The organism is Flavobacterium niveum, assembly GCF_055231775.1.
Window position 1 is genome coordinate 19,597 of the sequence record NZ_JBUYSX010000003.1, and the last position, 18,632, is coordinate 38,228.

At 42.8% G+C, this 18,632-nt stretch carries 13 protein-coding genes, 1 tRNA gene and 1 pseudogene; 3 read left to right on the forward strand and 12 right to left on the reverse strand.

Going from position 1 to position 18,632, the window contains the following annotated elements; translation table 11 throughout:
• Positions 1-74: 74 nt before the first annotated feature.
• Positions 75-1,085, forward strand: a complete 1,011-nt coding sequence (gene obgE / locus ACZIX4_RS08535) for a GTPase ObgE (RefSeq protein WP_463335211.1) — start codon at positions 75-77, stop codon at positions 1,083-1,085.
• A gap of 39 nt (positions 1,086-1,124) precedes the next feature.
• Here the strand turns inward: obgE and ACZIX4_RS08540 are convergent, their stop codons facing one another.
• From ACZIX4_RS08540 to ACZIX4_RS08595, 12 genes and pseudogenes are all read right to left on the reverse strand, one after another.
• Positions 1,125-2,426, reverse strand: a complete 1,302-nt coding sequence (locus ACZIX4_RS08540) for a BNR repeat-containing protein (protein WP_463335212.1) — start codon at positions 2,424-2,426, stop codon at positions 1,125-1,127.
• 160 nt (positions 2,427-2,586) lie between these two features.
• Complete coding sequence (locus tag ACZIX4_RS08545; RefSeq protein WP_463335213.1) at positions 2,587-4,119, reverse strand: prolyl oligopeptidase family serine peptidase; 1,533 nt, start codon at positions 4,117-4,119, stop codon at positions 2,587-2,589.
• A 193-nt stretch (positions 4,120-4,312) separates the two neighbouring features.
• Positions 4,313-4,400: transfer RNA gene (locus ACZIX4_RS08550), tRNA-Ser, on the reverse strand.
• Positions 4,401-4,550: 150 nt separating this feature from the next.
• Positions 4,551-5,696: a 3,4-dihydroxy-2-butanone-4-phosphate synthase gene (ribB, locus tag ACZIX4_RS08555; protein WP_463335214.1), complete on the reverse strand. Its 1,146-nt coding sequence runs from the start codon at positions 5,694-5,696 to the stop codon at positions 4,551-4,553.
• A gap of 565 nt (positions 5,697-6,261) precedes the next feature.
• A pseudogene (locus ACZIX4_RS08560) lies at positions 6,262-7,698 on the reverse strand (LptF/LptG family permease); the annotation flags it as partial.
• 8 nt (positions 7,699-7,706) lie between these two features.
• Positions 7,707-8,357, reverse strand: a complete 651-nt coding sequence (gene lolA1, locus ACZIX4_RS08565) for an outer membrane lipoprotein periplasmic chaperone LolA1 (RefSeq protein ID WP_463335215.1) — start codon at positions 8,355-8,357, stop codon at positions 7,707-7,709.
• A gap of 4 nt (positions 8,358-8,361) precedes the next feature.
• Positions 8,362-10,944, reverse strand: a complete 2,583-nt coding sequence (locus ACZIX4_RS08570) for a DNA translocase FtsK (protein WP_463335216.1) — start codon at positions 10,942-10,944, stop codon at positions 8,362-8,364.
• A gap of 35 nt (positions 10,945-10,979) precedes the next feature.
• Positions 10,980-11,354 (reverse strand): diacylglycerol kinase, encoded by a 375-nt coding sequence (locus ACZIX4_RS08575; protein ID WP_463335217.1) that lies wholly within the window; start codon positions 11,352-11,354, stop codon positions 10,980-10,982.
• Between the two features lie 3 nt (positions 11,355-11,357).
• Positions 11,358-11,855 carry a thiol peroxidase gene (gene tpx, locus ACZIX4_RS08580; RefSeq protein WP_463335218.1) on the reverse strand — a complete coding sequence of 166 codons (498 nt, stop codon included), beginning with the start codon at positions 11,853-11,855 and terminating at the stop codon, positions 11,358-11,360.
• Positions 11,856-11,969: 114 nt separating this feature from the next.
• The gene (locus ACZIX4_RS08585) at positions 11,970-13,526 is read right to left on the reverse strand and encodes a glycoside hydrolase family 32 protein (RefSeq protein ID WP_463335219.1); all 1,557 of its coding nucleotides are present in this window, start codon (positions 13,524-13,526) and stop codon (positions 11,970-11,972) included.
• Positions 13,527-13,708: 182 nt separating this feature from the next.
• On the reverse strand, positions 13,709-14,833 hold the full coding sequence (locus ACZIX4_RS08590) for a hypothetical protein (RefSeq protein WP_463335220.1): 1,125 nt from the start codon (positions 14,831-14,833) through the stop codon (positions 13,709-13,711).
• A 16-nt stretch (positions 14,834-14,849) separates the two neighbouring features.
• Positions 14,850-15,173 carry a YbaB/EbfC family nucleoid-associated protein gene (locus ACZIX4_RS08595; protein ID WP_463335221.1) on the reverse strand — a complete coding sequence of 108 codons (324 nt, stop codon included), beginning with the start codon at positions 15,171-15,173 and terminating at the stop codon, positions 14,850-14,852.
• 73 nt (positions 15,174-15,246) lie between these two features.
• Here ACZIX4_RS08595 and ACZIX4_RS08600 point away from each other — a divergent pair, with 73 nt between their 5' ends.
• The gene (locus ACZIX4_RS08600; protein WP_463335222.1) at positions 15,247-17,376 is read left to right on the forward strand and encodes a S9 family peptidase; all 2,130 of its coding nucleotides are present in this window, start codon (positions 15,247-15,249) and stop codon (positions 17,374-17,376) included.
• Positions 17,377-17,456: 80 nt separating this feature from the next.
• Positions 17,457-18,497, forward strand: coding sequence for a PLP-dependent cysteine synthase family protein (locus tag ACZIX4_RS08605; RefSeq protein WP_463335223.1), 1,041 nt, complete (start codon positions 17,457-17,459; stop codon positions 18,495-18,497).
• Positions 18,498-18,632 lie beyond the last annotated feature (135 nt).

The following is an 18,632-nucleotide window of genomic DNA, read 5'->3' on the forward strand; positions in this document are numbered from 1 at the left end:
CCCCCGGCATTTCATAATACGCAAAATAAATGTACCTTTGCGCCCTTAAACCTTGAACAGTAAACTTTAAACAAATGACAGAAGGGAATTTTGTAGATTATGTAAAGATATATGTGGCCTCCGGAAAAGGAGGGAAGGGATCTACGCACCTGCACCGTGAAAAGTTTATTGAAAAAGGTGGCCCCGATGGTGGCGATGGCGGACGTGGAGGCCACGTGTTCCTGGTGGGTAATAAGAGTTTGTGGACATTGTTCCACCTTAAGTTTGCCCGACACATTAAGGCAGGCCATGGTGGCGACGGCGGTAGCTCGCGCAGTACCGGTGCCGATGGTGAAGATAAATTTATAGAAGTGCCGCTGGGTACTGTAGTAAAGGACGTTGAAACCGGTGAGGTATTGTTTGAAATTACCGAGCACGGTGAAAAAAAGATACTTGCAAAAGGCGGTAAGGGCGGACTGGGTAACTGGCATTTCCGTACCAGTACAAACCAAACACCTCGCTACTCACAGCCGGGTATGCCTGCCGAGGAAATCGACGTGCTGCTAGAGCTGAAAGTACTTGCCGATGTGGGCCTTGTAGGTTTCCCGAATGCGGGCAAAAGTACGTTGCTTAGTGTGCTGACTTCGGCCAAGCCTAAAATTGCCGATTATCCGTTTACAACGCTGAAGCCGAACCTGGGTATTGTAGCCTACCGTGATTTCCAGAGTTTTGTAATTGCCGATATTCCGGGAATTATAGAAGGTGCTGCCGAAGGTAAGGGCCTTGGCCATTACTTCTTACGCCATATAGAACGAAACAGTACACTGCTGTTCCTTATACCTGCCGATACTGAGGATATTAAAAAAGAATACGATATTTTGCTGGATGAGCTAAGGCGCTATAATCCTGAATTACTGGATAAAGACCGCCTGATAGCCATAAGTAAAACCGATATGCTGGATGAAGAACTTAAAGCTGAAATGAAAGTGCAGCTGGATAAGGAACTTGCCGGTACACAATATATGTTTATATCGTCTGTAGCACAACAGGGCCTTACTGAACTTAAGGACAGGCTTTGGCAAATGCTTAACACCACCGCAGAATAATAATTTAACCGCCTTTGGGCGGTTTTTTTATGCCCGGTTTTAGGGCAGGTGCTTCACTTCAATAATGTTAACCGGTTGCGGTTCGGTTTCGCTGAGGCCTTCGCCGTCTACCTGCACCACATTTTGGGAGAAAATATGGAGTTGCTTATTGTGTTGCCAAAGCTCTTCATCATAATTAGGTTCCCATTGGCCTACGCTTTGTTTAGAAAGCGGCTGTACACTCCAGGTTGCTTTGTCAATGTCGCTACCTGCCAGCATTACATTACTGCCCTGTGTGCTGTTACGGTACAACAGGTATATTTTTTTGCCATTGATAAATATCTTAGGGCGGGAGAGGGGGATGCTCTTGGTGCCACCACCACCCAAATGAAATGTTGTAGTATTAAAATCAGTTTCCTTAAGCTGCCATTTGCCATCTTTTAAAAATACCACTTTATATTGTGGTACACCATTCGTTTCCCAATACGTAGCAATATACGGGTTGCCCTGCTTGTCAGTTGTCATGGCAGTCTGGTTAATAAGGCTGCTGTTTTGCGGCACCTGCCATGCTACTTCAGCTGTGGCAGCCGTAATAGGTAATGTATAGTGCTCCCCGGTAGATTTTAGCCACGTAATACCGCCGTCTTCAGACTTAGCAAAGCAAATATCGTGGTTGGTAGATACATCCCACGTTTCGCGCCACACCCACGACAGGTATAATGTACCGTTTTGCCCAACGGTCATTTGCCAGTAGGCACTTCGTTGTTCTTCACCATTCAGCAGGTTGTTTTGCAGCTGTTTCCAGGTTTTAAGTTTGGTGTCGTATTGGTTAATTACCATATTTCCCCTTCCTGATTTTCCCGAACGGTAGCAAAACAGTAAGTTACCATTGGGCAGGGTGTGAAACCCAGGATAGGTTACGCGTTCTTCCTGCTGGCCTGTCATGGAAAGCTCACCGGTAAGTTCCAACCCGAAAGGCACAGTGCTTTTGGCATAACGAAGTTTGGTGTCGTGGTGGTCCCAACTAATGTGCAGGTAACCGTCTGTATCTATTATGATGCTGATGCTGTTGTGTGCATCCTTTACATTACCCGAATACTGTGTTGTATGCGTTTCCCACGGTCCTGAAGGCAGTTTACGCTTCGCAAGGACTACTTTACCATCGGCATCATAATAAGCGGTAAACTGGTAATCTTTATACGATGTAATAGCCTTATTACGGAATATCACGGTATTTACGGAGTTGTTACTCCAGGCCTTGCCTATATTCGATTCAGTTATTGTAAGGGTTTTACAGGCAGATGTGCAGAGGGTGATTGTTAAGATATAAAGTATATTTTTCAGGCTCAGAGCTGTTTTCATAATGTTGTTTATGGTTGAGGTGACAAGATGCGGCAACTATTATCCCCGGCATTTCATCAAACGCATGAAGAAAAGAATACCAACTTGCTTGTAATGAAATATAGTTTCGTTTGAAGTTTCACCGTTTTCTATTTTGAAAAACCGATGTTACCTGTCTACTTTATTTTTCAAGTTGTTTTAATCTGTCAATCGCATTTTGGTTTTCTGGATCTAATTCCAACGACTTTTTGTAATTCAAAATTGCATTTTTATTATTATTACTATGCAAATATGCTTCAGCTAAACTATCGTATAAATTTGCTGATTTTGGATAGATATATAAAGCTAACAAAAAGACATTGATTCCTTGTTCGTTTTTTTTAGAATTAAAAGATAATCGCAGACCGAGCGTGTTTAGCATGCCTTCTTGAAGTTTTAGATTTGGATGTTTAGCGATTGTTCTTTCATATAGTGGGATTAAATCTTGATAATCTTGTTCAAGTGCTAAATCATTGAAATCTTTATATGTAAATTCTTTTTCAAGTGCCTTTTTCATTTTTTTAGAAATCAAAACTTCGGAAAAACCATTTTCTACAGGTTTATTTTCAATGAAATCTTTCGCTTTTTTTTCATTTTTTAGTGTAGCATTTAGAAATTGTAAGGCGTACTCACAAAGTAACTTATAGGAAGCCATTATTTTATCATCACTTTTATCTTGTCTTATATCCCTGTTGGAGAACAATACACCCATAGTGCTAAAGTAGGAATGTGTTAGGTCATGAAATCTGTAACTATACATATTGCTAAATTTTAACGAATCGTACAATTGAAATTTGTAATTCAATTCAGCAGGAATTTTATCAACAGTCAAAATTTCTTTTGGAATCTCTTTTTGAGCAAAATGGATATAAGGAATAGTAAACTTGTCTAAACCAAAGTACGGTGATTTTTCCAAGACAGTATACTTGTACCTTTCTGTTCCATCCAAACTCACTATTGCACGTATGTTCTTATTTTTCATAATCGTTATAGTACTTGATAGGCCACCAAAACTAAATCCCATTAATCCAATGTTATCGGAATCTATATTCTTACAGCTATGAATTTCCTTTAAAAGGAATTCGATATCTCTGGATTGTGTTTCCATATCTTTTGTAGTTCCACCTTCTAGCCATCTTGTATCAGTTCCCCTTGAAGGGCTTGATATTATAATGAAGCCATTACTCGCTAAATATTCGCATAGTGCAAAATTTTCAATGGACGAGGCTTGATAACTTGGTGCATAAACTATCACTGGAAATTTACCGTCTAAAAAAGCTGGATTAGAATAGGCTTTCGCTTTTTCAGAAAGATGGGCTTTGTTTTGTGGTGTGTTCTCCAAGTAAGGAAACCAATCCAACAAAAATTCGTTTGGCAGGTTTTCCCATTCTTCCTCCTCTTTTAGAACCTCCAGGTAATTTAAGACAGTTAACTGCCTGGAATTACTATTGTTAATTGTAGCAGGATACCAAATGCTAACAGGAATTGGTCTATTTATGTACTGATTGTTAAAATCATTTTTGATTTGATAAGTTCTGGTGCTATCGATAATTGTATAGTGTGTGAAGCCTACTTCATATTTTCCACTATTCAACCGTATTTCTTTTAAAGATGTCTGTCCCTTCACAGACCATACTTGAAAAAGTATTAAAGTCACTAAAATTGTTATTCTCATCATTTATAGTATAACCCAGATACATTAGCTATGGAATCTAAAAATACAAATATCACCGGACTAAAATAAAAACTACCAATTATTTTCGGAAAAAAATCTAAAGTACTACTGTCCTCTCAATGTTTAGCCTACCGGCAACTGAAAATAAAAAACCCTTGTAAATTAAATTTTTACAAGGGTTTGTGTTTAGAAGTGGCGGAGAAAGAGGGATTCGAACCCCCGGACCTGTTACAGTCAACGGTTTTCAAGACCGCCGCATTCGACCACTCTGCCATTTCTCCAGTAAGCACAGCACTTACGTGCTTTATTGTGGTTGCAAATATAGTAACGTTTTTGGGTTTTGCAAGTACTTTGCCGCCAAAACAGCAAGGTTATTTTTCAACTTTACTTAACCGTTTCATTACCTGAAATTTAAATTCAGGCAAGTTGGGTTAAAAAGTTACGTATTCGGTAATTTCTAGGCCGTAACCTATCATGCCCACACGTTTTCCGTGCTCAGAATTGGTTAGCAGGCGTATTTTACATACATCAATATCGTGTAATATCTGCGCACCGATACCGAAATCCTTCACGTCCATTTTAGGTTGTGGTGCTTTCATCACGCCTTCAGATTGCAACGTTTTCAGTTCGGTGATGCGGTTCAGCAGGTGCGACGGCTCTGTATCCTGGTTAATGAACAATATAGCGCCCTTGCCTTCCTCGTTTATCTTACGGAACATACCGTCCAGTTTAGAATCGGCATTGTTTGTAAGCGTACCCAGCAGGTCGTTGTTTATCTGTGTGCTGTTTATGCGGGTAAGTATAGATTCGCCGGTGTTCCAGCTGCCTTTGGTAAGGGCTATGTGTACCTGTTTGTTTGTAGTCTGCTCATACGCACGCAGCCTGAACGAACCGAATCGTGTTTCTATCTGGAAATCCTCTTTCTTTTTTATCAGGCTGTCGTGCTGCATCCTGTAAGCCACAAGGTCTTCAATGGAAATCAGTTTCAGGTCAAATTTTTTGGCAACTTCCACCAGTTGTGGCAGCCTGGCCATAGAGCCGTCTTCGTTAAGTATCTCTACCAGTATACCGGCAGGTTTAAGGCCTGCAAGGCGTGCCAGGTCTATAGATGCCTCAGTGTGGCCGGTACGCCTCAGTACGCCGCCTTCTTTGGCACGTAGCGGGAAAATATGCCCCGGGCGGCCAAGGTCATACGGCTTGGTGCTTTCGTCTACAAGCGATTTAATGGTCTTAGCCCTGTCGTGTACCGATATACCTGTGGTACAGCCGTGGCCTATAAGGTCTATAGATACTGTAAAAGCAGTTTGGTGCAGTACGGTATTGTTGGTCACCATAGGGTGTAGGTCCAACTCATCGCAACGCGCTTCAGTAAGCGGTGCGCAGATAAGCCCGCGGCCATGGGTAGCCATAAAGTTAATCATCTCAGGGGTTACCTTTTCGGCAGCGGCAATAAAGTCGCCTTCGTTTTCGCGGTCTTCATCGTCTACCACCACAACCACCTTACCCAGGCGGATGTCTTCAATGGCTTCTTCTATGGTATTAAGCCTGATCTTGTTCTCTGCTATCGTAGTTGTCATAGTTAGTGTTAGTTACTGCAGGGCTTTTGTATTGTTCAATAGCGCCCTTCAGGTTCTTTTTGTTGTAAAAATACAGGATGATATAAAATATGGGGCCGAATATCCAAACCAATACAGCTGGCAGGCTGTTTTTGCGGCTTGCTATCCTGAATACGCCCCTCAGGTTCTTTTCAGATACAAATACAATTACATATAAAAGCGCTATAACAGCAAAACGTACCGCCATAACAGCGGGTTTCAACTTGGCTATAACCAGCAATATTGCCCCGGCATACACCACAAGCCCTATAACCGAATAAATTTTATAGCGCTCGGCAAGTATTTCTATTTCCAGGTAGTCACGGTCATACAGGTAACCTTCTTCTTTCAGCATGTCTTGTGTAATGCCACGGTTGTCCAGTATCTTCAGCGCTTTCTTGCGGTAAACTTCGGTGTAGTTGTATTGTTTAGATGTCATTATAATCTGCTTCAGGGCAGTATCGTCATAACTGTTCATCAATTGCCATTCCTCATCTTCTACTGGTATAAAGGTATCCAGACGCACCACAGGTATATATAGCTTTTTCTTGCTGAACAGCTTGGCAAGCGGCACTGTAAGCCAGTCCATGTTTATTACCAGGTTCATGTCGTTTGTGGCACGATAGGTAAAGAGTATGGCAAACGGTGTTAGCACAAAGCTCGACATCCAAGAACCCATAAACGGAGGTATGCCGTTTTCTTGTGCTACTTTTTTACCAAAGGTATTGATAAAGTGGAAGATAATGAATATCAGTACTGCGAATACAATAGGAAGGCCAAGCCCCCCTTTACGGATGATGGCTCCCAGCGGTGCCCCGATGAAAAACATCATAATACAGGCATAGGCGATAACAAACTTGTCGTAGAAGGCTATCCAGTGGCCGTTAATGTTTTTTATTTTTTCTTCAAGGCCGCTTTTGCCCGATGTGATTACATAGTCGGTGCTGCTTACGTTATTGGCAGCCAGTTCCAGTACGCGGACCTTGTCGTCTTTAGATTTTAATATGGTCAGCAGATCCTTCGGTGTTGTTTTTTTCTCTTTTTCAACCTTGATGGAATCACTTTTTATTTTGAAGGTAGAGGTAAGCGCCCCTGATGGACGTATGGCAAGGTTTTCCGCAACGCTTTTTGCCTCACGTTTATAGTTATTTTCCAGCGAGTCCAGCGTAAAGCTAAGCTCATTCAGGTTCAGCATGTTGTTAGTGTGGGTAATCTGTTCGTCGTCCAGGTTGTCGCTGTTCAGCGCAGTAAGATCTATATTCATCAGCTGACGCGAGAAACTGCTCTTGGCAAATGGCATCTTTTCCCTGTCAGACGGTGAATTTCCCTGTATGTCTTCGTAGTAATAGCCGTCATAAAGCTCCAGCTGAAGCAGATTGCTTTGTTCGCTGCTTTTTAAAAGGCCTTTCTTGGCACGGATAATGGTACCCGTACCTGAACCGAGTTTCTTTTTGTGGATGGTAACGCCCGTTAGCTTTTCGCCGTTTTCACCTGATTTTTTGTCTACTTTAATATTGAAGGTACCCACGGCGTTAAACTGGCCTTCAACAATGGCCATGGCGGGTTTTTTCTGTATGATGTTTTTCCTGAGGCTGGTAAACTTGTATTGTGCCTGCGGGATTACGTTATTAGCAAAGAAAAATGCTACTACACTTAGCAGCAGGATAAAAACCGTAAGCGACCTCATAGCCCTGCCCAGTGATATGCCTGACGATTTCATGGCGGCAAACTCATAGTTTTCTGAGAAGCTGCCGAACGTCATTATCGAAGCAAGTAGTATGGATAGCGGCAGTACCAGCGGTACCATGGTAGGCGAGTAAAATGCCAGGAACTTAACTATTACAAAAAAATCCAGGTCTTTACCGGCAAGCTGGTCTATAAACAGCCAGATACCCTGCAGTATGAATATAAAGAACAGGATGGTAAATGCCGACGCAAAAGTTTTTACAAAGGAAGTAAGTATATAACGGTCAAGTATTTTCACCGGGATGCTTAATCTAATCGGTTAATGTAATAATTAGGGTATTTACTTTCGGTAAAGGTAAAGTGATTTTTTGACAAAGGCTGGTTTGTCTTGAAAGAATTTATGGTAAACGTAGTCTTGGTACCGTCTTTGCCCACCTGTATCAGCGTGTAAATATGCTTTGTTTGCTGGTCTATACCTATAAGCACGTACTTTTCATCACTGTCAGTATCGGTAGGGGTAAGCTTTATGTACTGTATCTTTCGTCCTTTTACCGGTTGCAAAATATCCATACTGTACTTGTACCCACTGCTGAAAAATGTAAGCATTTTGCTTGGGGTAAGGCCGTCGTTTTTCTGGTCGTCAGCCTTAGATATGGTTATTTCTTCGTCTTCAGGTACTACGTTGTATACCTTTTTTCCGTCGAAAATACGGGTAACGCCCATAAAATTCAGTACATACTTATCCCCCTGTAGTACCACGTTGCCGCGGCTTTCCTGGTTCATGTTCTTTTTAGGGCTACTTACCTGGTAACGGAAATCTATGGTTATGTTCTTGTAGCTCTTTATTTTAGCCGAAACCGCATCGAGCATGTTCTTAGCCTTTTGGGCATCCTGAGCATGCAGGCTTACTGCTGATAGTGTAAAAAATAATAATAGTATCCTGGCGAAACGTTGCATTGTATTAGTCGTTTTCTTCATTCTTAAAAAATTGATCCAGGGCTACCAGGTCAGGTATTATAACGTTACGGGCTTTACTGCCTTCAAACGGGCCTACGATACCGGCTGCTTCCAGCTGGTCTATAAGCCTTCCGGCGCGGTTGTAGCCCAGTTTTAGCTTGCGTTGCAGCAGCGATGCCGAACCCTGCTGGGCAGTAACAATCACTTCGGCTGCTTCCCTGAACATGGAATCCCTTTCGCCAATGTCTATATCAAGATTAGTGCCACTTTCTTCTCCAATAAATTCAGGCAGCTGGTAGGCTTCGGGGTAGCCCTTTTGCCCGCCAATGAATTCGGTTATCTTTTCTACTTCCGGGGTGTCTACAAAAGCACATTGCACACGGGTAAGGTCGTTGCCCTGTGTGTACAGCAGGTCACCTCGGCCTATAAGCTGGTCGGCGCCCGGGCTGTCCAGGATGGTGCGTGAGTCAATCTTAGATGTAACCCTGAAGGCTATCCTAGCCGGGAAGTTGGCTTTAATGATACCCGTAATTACGTTAACCGACGGCCTTTGTGTAGCGATGATAAGGTGTATACCAATGGCACGTGCCAACTGTGCAAGACGCGCTATAGGCGTTTCTACCTCTTTACCGGCAGTCATGATAAGGTCGGCAAACTCGTCTACTACCAGTACAATGTACGGCAGGAAACGGTGGCCGTTTTCAGGGTTCAGCCTACGCTGTTTAAACTTCTCGTTGTATTCCTTAATGTTACGTACCATTGCATCCTTTAGCAGGCTGTAACGGTTGTCCATTTCTATACACAGCGAGTTCAGCGTGTTTATAACCTTGCTGTTATCTGTAATAATGGCATCGCCGCCATCGGGCAGCATGGCCAGGTAATGGCGTTCTATTTTGTTGAACAGTGTAAGTTCCACTTTTTTAGGGTCTACCAGTACAAACTTAACCTCGGCAGGGTGCTTTTTATACAGCAGCGACGTAAGTACTGCGTTAAGCCCCACCGATTTACCCTGACCTGTAGCACCCGCCATAAGTAAGTGGGGCATTTTGGCAAGGTCGGTTACAAAGGTTTCATTACTGATGGTTTTTCCAAGGGCGATAGGCAATTCCATTTCCGCAGTCTGGAATTTAGGCGAACCGATAACGCTTTTCATGGAAACCATGGTAGGGCGGGTATTCGGTACTTCAATACCTATGGTGCCTTTACCCGGTATAGGGGCAATAATACGGATACCCAGTGCCGCAAGCGACAGGGCGATATCATCTTCAAGGCTCTTGATTTTAGAGATACGTATACCTGCTTCGGGTACAATTTCGTATAGCGTAACAGTAGGGCCTACGGTGGCTTTTATTTGCGCAATGTCTATTTTATAGTTGCGCAGCGTGTCTACAATACGGTTTTTGTTTTCCTCCAGTTCGTGCTGGTCTATGGTAATACCGCCTGTAGTATATTCTTTTAATAAATCTAGCGGTGGGAACTGGTAGTGCGAAAGCTCCAGCGTAGGGTCGAACTCACCAAAATCACGCACCAGGCGGGAGGCAAGGTTTTCTTCCACTACAGCTTCGTCTTCTATTTTTTCTATTACGAAGTTTTCGTCGTCTGTTTCAATGATTTCGTGTACCTGAGGTGCCGGTTCTACAAAAGTGGTAGCTTTGGGTACATCAAGTTTTATTTCCGAAGCTTTTTCAATAGTAGGCTTCAGTGTGTCTTTGTTGATTTCAAATTTTGATACCGGAGGCGTTACAACCGGCGGGGCAGTGGTTAGGGGAGTCTCCGGAAGTATTTTCAGTTCCAGGTCATCCACAATATCCTCGTATTCCTCGTCGTCGGCAGGCATATCCTCAAAGTTAGGATGGTATTCTTCGTCTTCCTCTCCATTTTCTGCTGATAGTGCCTGTGCTTCTGCTACCACAGCTGCAGGTACTACAGTAGTTTGTACGCGTGGTTCGGCAACCGGGGCAGTAGCTGTATTTTCGGTTTCATCAGTTTCCTCTTCAGGCTTACGCTCAAAGAAACCTTTAATGGCATCGGGCGAAATCTTTATCCTTAGGAACAGGAATACTGCAAGGGCAAACATCAGTATTAATAATGTACCGCTTTTGCCGATGTAGTCTTGTATGAACAGGTTCATTTCGTAGCCGATAACGCCGCCCAACTCTGGAATGTAAACATTAAAAAAGCCAAACAGTACCGATACGATTATGGTAAGGTACAAATCCCAGAACAAAGTCCTTTTCAGTTTGCCTACAGGTAAATCAAGCACAAGGTGCGAGCCCAGCAGGAAAAAGAAACGGATAAGGATGAACGATGCCACCCCGAAACCGTGGTACAGGAAAAGGTCGGCTATAAAAGCACCGAACTTGCCCAGCCAGTTTTCTACGGGTACATCCCTATTGGTAAGTTGCGATACGGCGCTCTGGTCTTCCTGCCAGTATAAAAAATACGACACAAACGACAGCAGCATGGCTACCGAAAACAAAAAGAAAAATACCCCGAAGATTACTTTATTCTTCCGGGATACGCGCCAGGGCCTTTTTTCTGTTTCTGGTTTTTCTGTCTTTGCAGTGCTCTTTTTCGTTTTTGCCATATATTATGTATTCCGCTTCTGTAAAAATATCAAAATCAAAACAATCCAGCCACTTTCGGGTAATAAATTATAACACCCACTATTGCAGCGGCAATTGCTACAAAAAACACAGCGCCTGAGGCTACGTCTTTTATAAAGCCTATTTTTTCATTAAAGTCGGGGTGTATGAAGTCGCATATCTTTTCCACGGCGGTATTGGCGCCTTCTACAGCCATAACCATGCCTATGGCCATAGTCTGTATCATCCACTCCTCACGGCTTATGCCAAAGTAGAACCCTGCTATGGTAACCAGTATGCCTAAGCCAAACTGCACCATGATGCTGTGCTCGCTGGTGATAAGCGTATATGCCCCTTTTACAGAATAAAAAACACTTTTTACCCTGCCTTTAACAAAACGGTTGTCTTTCATTTATTAAAGTGCTGCCAAAGCTGCATCGTAGTTTGGCTCGTCTTTTATTTCGGCTACCTGCTCGGTGTATACCACATCGCCTTCCTCGTTAATAACCACAACGGCACGCGAGTGCAGGCCTGCAAGAGGGCCATCGGTAATAGTAAGCCCGTAAGTATTACCAAAACTGCCATCCCTGAAATCCGAAGCAGTAGCTACGTTTGCAATACCTTCGGCACCGCAAAAACGTGTCTGTGCAAACGGAAGGTCGCGTGATATGCATACTACTTTAGTGTTTTCAAGCGAAGCCGCTTTTTGGTTAAAAGCCCTTACCGATGCAGCGCAAGTGCCCGTATCAATGCTTGGGAATATGTTAAGAATCAGCTTGCTGCCTTTGTAGTCAGATAGTGAAGTGGTAGAAAGGTCGCCTTTTACCAGTGTAAAATCAGCAGCTTTAGTACCGTTTTCAGGAAGGTTACCGCTTGTGTGTACAGGGTTTCCACCCAATGTTATTGTAGCCATAATTGTGTTTTATTATAATGTCAACGCAAAAATAACAAATAATGTGGTATGCCACCTGTAGTTTATTTCTTTTTAAAAGCTATGTGAACAGGCAAAATACAAGCCGGTAAGCGCTTAAAATTTAAATTGGTTGATAACCAGGTTCTCTACCGTGAATTTGCCATTGCCTTCAATGCTAAGGTTTGTAAATGGTTTTTTGAGGAAGAAAATTTCGGTTATTACCCTTTCGCCGTCGTTATAAAATATTTCTATAGATGTTTTGTCCAGTAACACTTTAAACGAAGCCTCTTTAACCTCTCCGGTTAACGGAGCTTTTGACGGGGTAGTGGTGCGGTTTTTAAATGTGGTGCTGTTGCTTGATGCAGAGCGGTCTATAAACAACGTTTTAGAGTTGTTGTCTATGCCAAATTTCAGCGCATCGCCCGAATCATTTGATAGGGTAAGGGTGTACTTTTCATTTTTAAGCCCCTTCAGGTTAAAGTTTATTTCTGCCTGCGTAAGGTCAGTTTTGCCGTCTGTTATAAGCTGTGCATTTCCGTTTACTGCTATTTTCTTTACGGTTTCGGTGCCCGAAATATATTTTTTCAACGCATCAACAGGGGTAATGGTAAACCTGTAGCTGCCCTTGTCTTTTATAAGTTGCAGTTCCCTTACTACGGTATTGGTGCCGCGCCAGATGTTTGTAGGCGGTTCAAAACCGTAGTCAAGGTTTATCATCCAGCTGATAAGGTATTTTTTGCGCTGCTCATCTGGCGAGTTGCCCCAGGTAACACCGGCGTAGTTGTCCCGGCCATAATCCATCCAGATGCCTTTTTCCTTTTCAAGCTTTTGTGCGAACGATTTATCGAGGGTGAAATTTTTTCCGTCAAAATCGCCTACATAGTATTGTGTGCCGCTGCCGCCGTTTGCCCCGCCGGGATTGTAACTTTGTATCAACACCCATTTTACTTCTTCGGTCCCTTTTACTTTAATAGGGAAAAAGTCAGGGCATTCCCAAGTACCGTGCGTGTTGATTTTATCTTCAAAATCAGACAGGTATTTCCATTCCTTAAGGTTGGCAGATGTATAGAGCTGCGCACGGTCTTTTGCGGCAAGCACCATTATCCATTGGTTATTCACCCAGTCCCAGGTAACCTTTGGATCCCTGAAATCACGAATCCCGGGATTTTTAATAACAGGGTTGCCTTCGTCATACTTGGTCCAGGTAAGGCCTTTATCAAGTGAATAGGCTATGCCCTGTGTTTCCACATCATTGCTGCCTGTTTTTTCTTTAGTGGGGTCGTGGTAGGTAAACATGGCTATGGCCGGAATTTTACCGTCTTTGCCAAATCCGCTGGTATTATTTACATCATAAACCGCGCTGCCCGAGAAGATGTAGCCGAACCGGTCAGGGTAGAGGGCTATGGGTTGTTCTTCCCATTTTACAAGGTCTTTGCTGGTGGCGTGGCCCCAGTGCATAGGCCCCCAGATATTGCCATATGGCCAGTGTTGGAAGTATAAATGATAAACCCCATCAGCATAAAAAAGGCCGTTGGGGTCGTTCATCCAGTTCTTTTTTGGTGTAAAGTGAAAGTTTGGCCTGTAAGCGGCTTCTTCATTGATATTTTGAGCCGTGGCGCCTGAAAATGTAACAAGGCTCAGGCTATAGAAAAGCAGGTTTTTTAGTGTCATGGTTTACTTGTTGATTGGCTGCAAGGTAGTATTTTATATACAAATGGTAACCGAACCTTAAACTTTAAACCCGAAAACCGTTCAAAATATGCACGCATATTACTGTAAAACAAAATTAGCCATATAAGCCAGGTAAATTATACCTGTGGTGTAAATCAGCATAATGTAAACTGAACCCGCAATTATCTCAACCCGGATTTTTTATTGCTTTTAGCGTATATGTATTCGTAATAATCTATAATACCTAAGCCAATACTATTGTCTTGTAGCGGGATAATTTCAAGGTCACCATCTTTTATTTCATAATTTGTGCGTTCGACCAATACAAAATGTGGTTTAGGAATAAAGTATGGGTCAGGAGGGCCGATATAATGGCTTTTTGCATAACTCCCATCATCCATTAGAGTATATCCGAAATTGACATAAAAGAAAAACGTCGATGGGTCATGGTGTTTATACTTCCGGTTTGCCCTGTCTATAACTTTTGTCTTTTTTTTATCGTATGGAACCGCGACTTCACCTCGCGGAAGTTTTATTATGACTTCCGCAAAAAACCTAATCCCGTTTATTTTGTTCAGCGAGAGTATGTTGGGGTCGTTATAACGCTTAAATTTTGTGCCATCTTTTTTTCTAACAAAATATGCAACCCTGTCTGCTGTAAAATAGGGCGCCCGGATATCAGTATCGTAAAGATCGTGTCCACTCACCATAGGGATATTATAAAAAGGTAAGTTTTCATATTCAGGGGGACCAAGTACCGGGTAGGGTTTTGTGTAATCTACAGACAATCTTTGTTTGGGGTACCATATTTTAGCTGATTCAGCACAGGGGTTTATTAATTCAAGATTGCCTGCTTTTTCTGCAATTTGTTTTTCAATGTACGCTGTAAATGCATTGTAATCCTTAATGCTGTCTGAAACGATTACCATTTTATAGGGGTCTTCCACATATACTTCGGGATAGTACGAGAAAGTATACATCATATTCAGCCTGTCATGCAATGCCAGCGAAATTTTCTGTGGTAGTCCATTTATATCCTGAAACCCTTTTTCGTTATATTTTTTATGGTTTGCCATTACAGTATTATAACCCGACGGCACACTTTCGAAATAATAAAACTTTTCCGCTTTATTATATTTCGCTTTTATAGATGGTATTTCATATCCTTCAAGGGTAACTTCAGCTTTTTCTACATGCTTGCTTGTTTCTATATCGGTAACATATACTTTTACAGCAATACTATCCTGTGCGCAGATAGCTGTGCATGCAAAAAATAACAATAGTACACTCAGGTATCGTAGCAGCATAGAAGGTAGGGGATATTTACTTAAACATATCCATGCCCGGTATGTTCGGCATACCATCTTTTGCCACAGCAGCCAGTTCGGCTTCGTTTACAGCTGTGGCTTTGGCAATGGCCTTGTTGAGTACTAATACAAGGTAATCTTCCAGTTGTTCTTTGTCTTCTAAAAGCGCATCGTCTATGCTTATAGAACGTAGCGTACGGTTAGCCGTAAGGGTTACTTTTAGCAGGCCGTCAGTACTTTGTTCATCTACCAGTACGGTATCGAGCCTTTTTTTGGTTTCGTCCATTTTTTTCTGGGTTTCCTGTAGCTTACCCATCATTCCCATAAGGTCTCCAAACATTTTTTTCCGGTTTTAGTGTTTCTGTTGTATGCAAAAGTATTAAATTGGGTTACCAAATCATAATCTGAAAAGAATGAAAAAACACTTATTTTTAATTGGTGTTATTGTTACTTTTGCAGGAAATGCTCAAAACAGCACGATAAAAATGACAGAAATAATAACCGCGCCCGTGGCTGCCATAAAGCCCGAAAAGCTGGAAAAACACGGCGATGTACGCATAGATAACTACTACTGGCTGAACCAGAGGGAAAACCCCGAAGTTATAGCCTACCTGGAAGCCGAAAACGAATATTACAAGCAAAATACCGCCCATACCAAGGCGTTTCAGGATGAGCTTTTCCTGGAAATGAGAAGCCGCATTAAAGAAGACGATTCTTCGGTTCCTTATAAATATAACGGCTACTGGTACATAACCCGCTACGAAAAAGGCAAGGATTACCCTATATACGCCCGTAAAAAAGAAACGCTTGAAGCGCCTGAGGAAATTTTATTCGACTGTAATGAAATGGCCAAGGGACATACGTATTTCCACCTTAGCGGGCTTAGCATCAGCGAAGACAACAAGTGGGCTTCGTTTGGTGTAGATACCGTATCGCGCAGGCAGTACACCATACAGGTAAAGAACCTGCAAACCGGCGAGATCCTGCCGTTTAAAATAGAGAATGCTACCGGCGGCTCTACATGGGCGGGCGATAACGAAACGTTCTTCTATACCCGTAAAGACCCTGTAACGCTGCGTTCAGAAAAAATATACAAGCACGTACTGGGTGCCGATGTAGCCGATGATGCGCTGGTGTACCACGAAAAGGACGACACCTACAATGCGTTTGTTTACAAAGAAAAATCACGCAAGTACATAGTAATCGGTTCGAGTAGTACGCTTACTACCGAGTTCCGTTTTATTGATGCCAAAAAGCCTGATGGCGAATTTACGCTGTTCCAAAAACGTACACGCGGGCTGGAATACAGCATAAGCCATTATGGCGATAAGTGGTATGTGGTGACCAATAAGGATAAGGCAACCAACTTTAAACTGATGGTTACGCCTGAAACCGCTACCGGCAAGGAAAACTGGAAAGACCAGATTCCACACAGGGCCGATGTGCTGCTGGAGGATGTTGATATTTTTAAGGATTACCTTGTGGTTAGCGAGCGTGAAAACGGCCTTAACACCATACGCATTATGCCTTGGAAAGGGGAGGAGTATTACCTGCCTTTTGGTATAGAAACCTATACTGCGGCTACGGCTGCCAATCCTGATTTTGATACGGATGTACTGCGTTACAGCTATCAGAGTATGGCTACGCCGTCTTCGGTTATCGACTTTAATATGAAGACGAAAGAGAAAACCGTATTGAAGGAACAGGAGGTTTTAGGCGGTAAATTCGATAAGGATAATTATACCGAAGAACGTATTTGGGCTACAGCCAAAGACGGTACTAAAGTGCCAATTTCTGTAGTATACCGCAAAGGCATTAAGAAAGACGGCAGCAACCCGTTCCTGCTGTATGCTTACGGCTCTTACGGTGCATCTATGGACCCGTATTTCTCATCTATACGCCTTAGCCTGCTGGATAGGGGCTTTATTTACGCCATAGCCCACATCCGCGGGGGGGAAGACCTGGGACGTGACTGGTATGATAACGGTAAGCTGCTGCAAAAGAAAAACACATTTACCGATTTTATAGACTGTTCTGAATATGTAATAGCCCAGGGCTACACGTCAACTAAGCATTTATATGCAGAAGGCGGTTCTGCCGGGGGGCTGCTTATGGGTGCTGTGGTAAATATGGCGCCGCAGCTGTACAATGGCGTTATAGCCCAGGTGCCGTTTGTAGATGTGGTTACCACTATGCTTGATGATACTATTCCGCTTACTACCGGCGAATACGATGAGTGGGGTAATCCTAACGAAAAAGAGTACTACGACTACATGAAATCGTACTCTCCGTATGATAACCTTGCTGCGCAGGAATATCCTAATATGCTGGTTACAACCGGCCTGCACGATAGCCAGGTGCAATACTGGGAACCTGCCAAATGGGTGGCCAAACTGCGTACACTGAAAACCGGAAACAAACAGCTGTTCCTTGATACTAACATGGAGGCAGGGCATGGCGGGGCTTCAGGGCGTTTTGAAGCGCTTAAGGAGGTTGCAAAAGAGTACAGTTTTTTATTAGATTTGGAAGGAATTAAAAAATAGTTTAAAATTTTTTGTTAGCTTTGCAAGGTTTTGAGGTTGCTAACGTAAACACACAAAGGCCTTGCTAACTTATTTTTTTTATGAAAGAAGAAATAAAAGCTTATAATAACGTATTGGAATTAATAGGCAATACACCGCTTGTTAAGATCGATAAGGTTACCAACGGATTAAAGGGAAATTTTTACGCAAAAGTTGAAGCTTTTAACCCGGGACATTCTACCAAAGACCGCATTGCGCTATATATTATAGAAGAAGCAGAAAAGAAGGGCATCCTGAAACCGGGAGATACCATCATTGAAACTACTTCCGGCAATACCGGTTTCAGTGTGGCCATGGTAAGCATTATTAAAGGTTATGACTGTGTACTGGCGGTTAGCTCTAAGTCGTCTAAAGACAAGATAGACATGCTGCGTGCTATGGGTGCCAAAGTATATGTTTGCCCTGCAAACGTATCTGCAGACGACCCACGTTCTTACTACAGCGTAGCTAAAAGGCTTCATGAAGAAATGAAAGGTTCGGTATACATCAACCAGTATTTTAACGACCTTAACATGGATGCCCACTACAGGACCACCGGCCCTGAAATCTGGGAACAGACTAACGGAAAAATTACCCACCTTATAGCCTGCAGCGGAACAGGTGGTACCATAAGCGGTACTGCACGTTTCCTGAAGGAGCAAAACCCAAACATCCGTATATTGGGTGTAGATGCTTACGGTTCAGTGCTTAAAAAGTATCACGAAACCCGTGAGTTTGACAGCGAAGAAATTTACCCGTACCGCATAGAAGGCCTTGGCAAGAACCTTATCCCTACCGCTACAGATTTTGAAGTGATAGACCAGTTTATGAAAGTGTCTGACGAAGACAGCGCCCATGCTGCCCGCCATATCGCCAAAACCGAAGGCTTGTTTGTAGGTTATACCAGCGGTGCTACGCTTCAGGCTGCAAAACAGTATGACGAAGTCGGCGAGTTTGACGAAAACAGCAATGTAGTGCTTATTTTTCCTGACCACGGTTCACGCTACATGAGCAAAGTATTCAGTGATGAGTGGATGAACGAACAGGGTTTCTTTGACAGCATCAACATAGAAGAAGCACAAAAGATTGAATTTATCAAGTAAGAATTAATTTCTGCTTTTATATACGTTAGCCTCCGGTAAGTAATTACCGGAGGTTTTTTTATTTATTTAAAAATGTAAATCCAACATGGAACAAAAAAAGTCCGTTCCCTGCCAGGAACGGATTTTTACATCAGA

What these genes read in the sequence shown, in the direction of transcription:
- obgE (WP_463335211.1), top strand. Translation starts at nt 75, where the DNA reads ATGACAGAAGGGAATTTTGTAGATTATGTAAAGATATATGTGGCCTCC.
- ACZIX4_RS08540 (WP_463335212.1), bottom strand. Translation starts at nt 2,426, where the DNA reads ATGAAAACAGCTCTGAGCCTGAAAAATATACTTTATATCTTAACAATC.
- ACZIX4_RS08545 (WP_463335213.1), bottom strand. Translation starts at nt 4,119, where the DNA reads ATGAGAATAACAATTTTAGTGACTTTAATACTTTTTCAAGTATGGTCT.
- ribB (WP_463335214.1), bottom strand. Translation starts at nt 5,696, where the DNA reads ATGACAACTACGATAGCAGAGAACAAGATCAGGCTTAATACCATAGAA.
- lolA1 (WP_463335215.1), bottom strand. Translation starts at nt 8,357, where the DNA reads ATGCAACGTTTCGCCAGGATACTATTATTATTTTTTACACTATCAGCA.
- ACZIX4_RS08570 (WP_463335216.1), bottom strand. Translation starts at nt 10,944, where the DNA reads ATGGCAAAAACGAAAAAGAGCACTGCAAAGACAGAAAAACCAGAAACA.
- ACZIX4_RS08575 (WP_463335217.1), bottom strand. Translation starts at nt 11,354, where the DNA reads ATGAAAGACAACCGTTTTGTTAAAGGCAGGGTAAAAAGTGTTTTTTAT.
- tpx (WP_463335218.1), bottom strand. Translation starts at nt 11,855, where the DNA reads ATGGCTACAATAACATTGGGTGGAAACCCTGTACACACAAGCGGTAAC.
- ACZIX4_RS08585 (WP_463335219.1), bottom strand. Translation starts at nt 13,526, where the DNA reads ATGACACTAAAAAACCTGCTTTTCTATAGCCTGAGCCTTGTTACATTT.
- ACZIX4_RS08590 (WP_463335220.1), bottom strand. Translation starts at nt 14,833, where the DNA reads ATGCTGCTACGATACCTGAGTGTACTATTGTTATTTTTTGCATGCACA.
- ACZIX4_RS08595 (WP_463335221.1), bottom strand. Translation starts at nt 15,173, where the DNA reads ATGTTTGGAGACCTTATGGGAATGATGGGTAAGCTACAGGAAACCCAG.
- ACZIX4_RS08600 (WP_463335222.1), top strand. Translation starts at nt 15,247, where the DNA reads ATGAAAAAACACTTATTTTTAATTGGTGTTATTGTTACTTTTGCAGGA.
- ACZIX4_RS08605 (WP_463335223.1), top strand. Translation starts at nt 17,457, where the DNA reads ATGAAAGAAGAAATAAAAGCTTATAATAACGTATTGGAATTAATAGGC.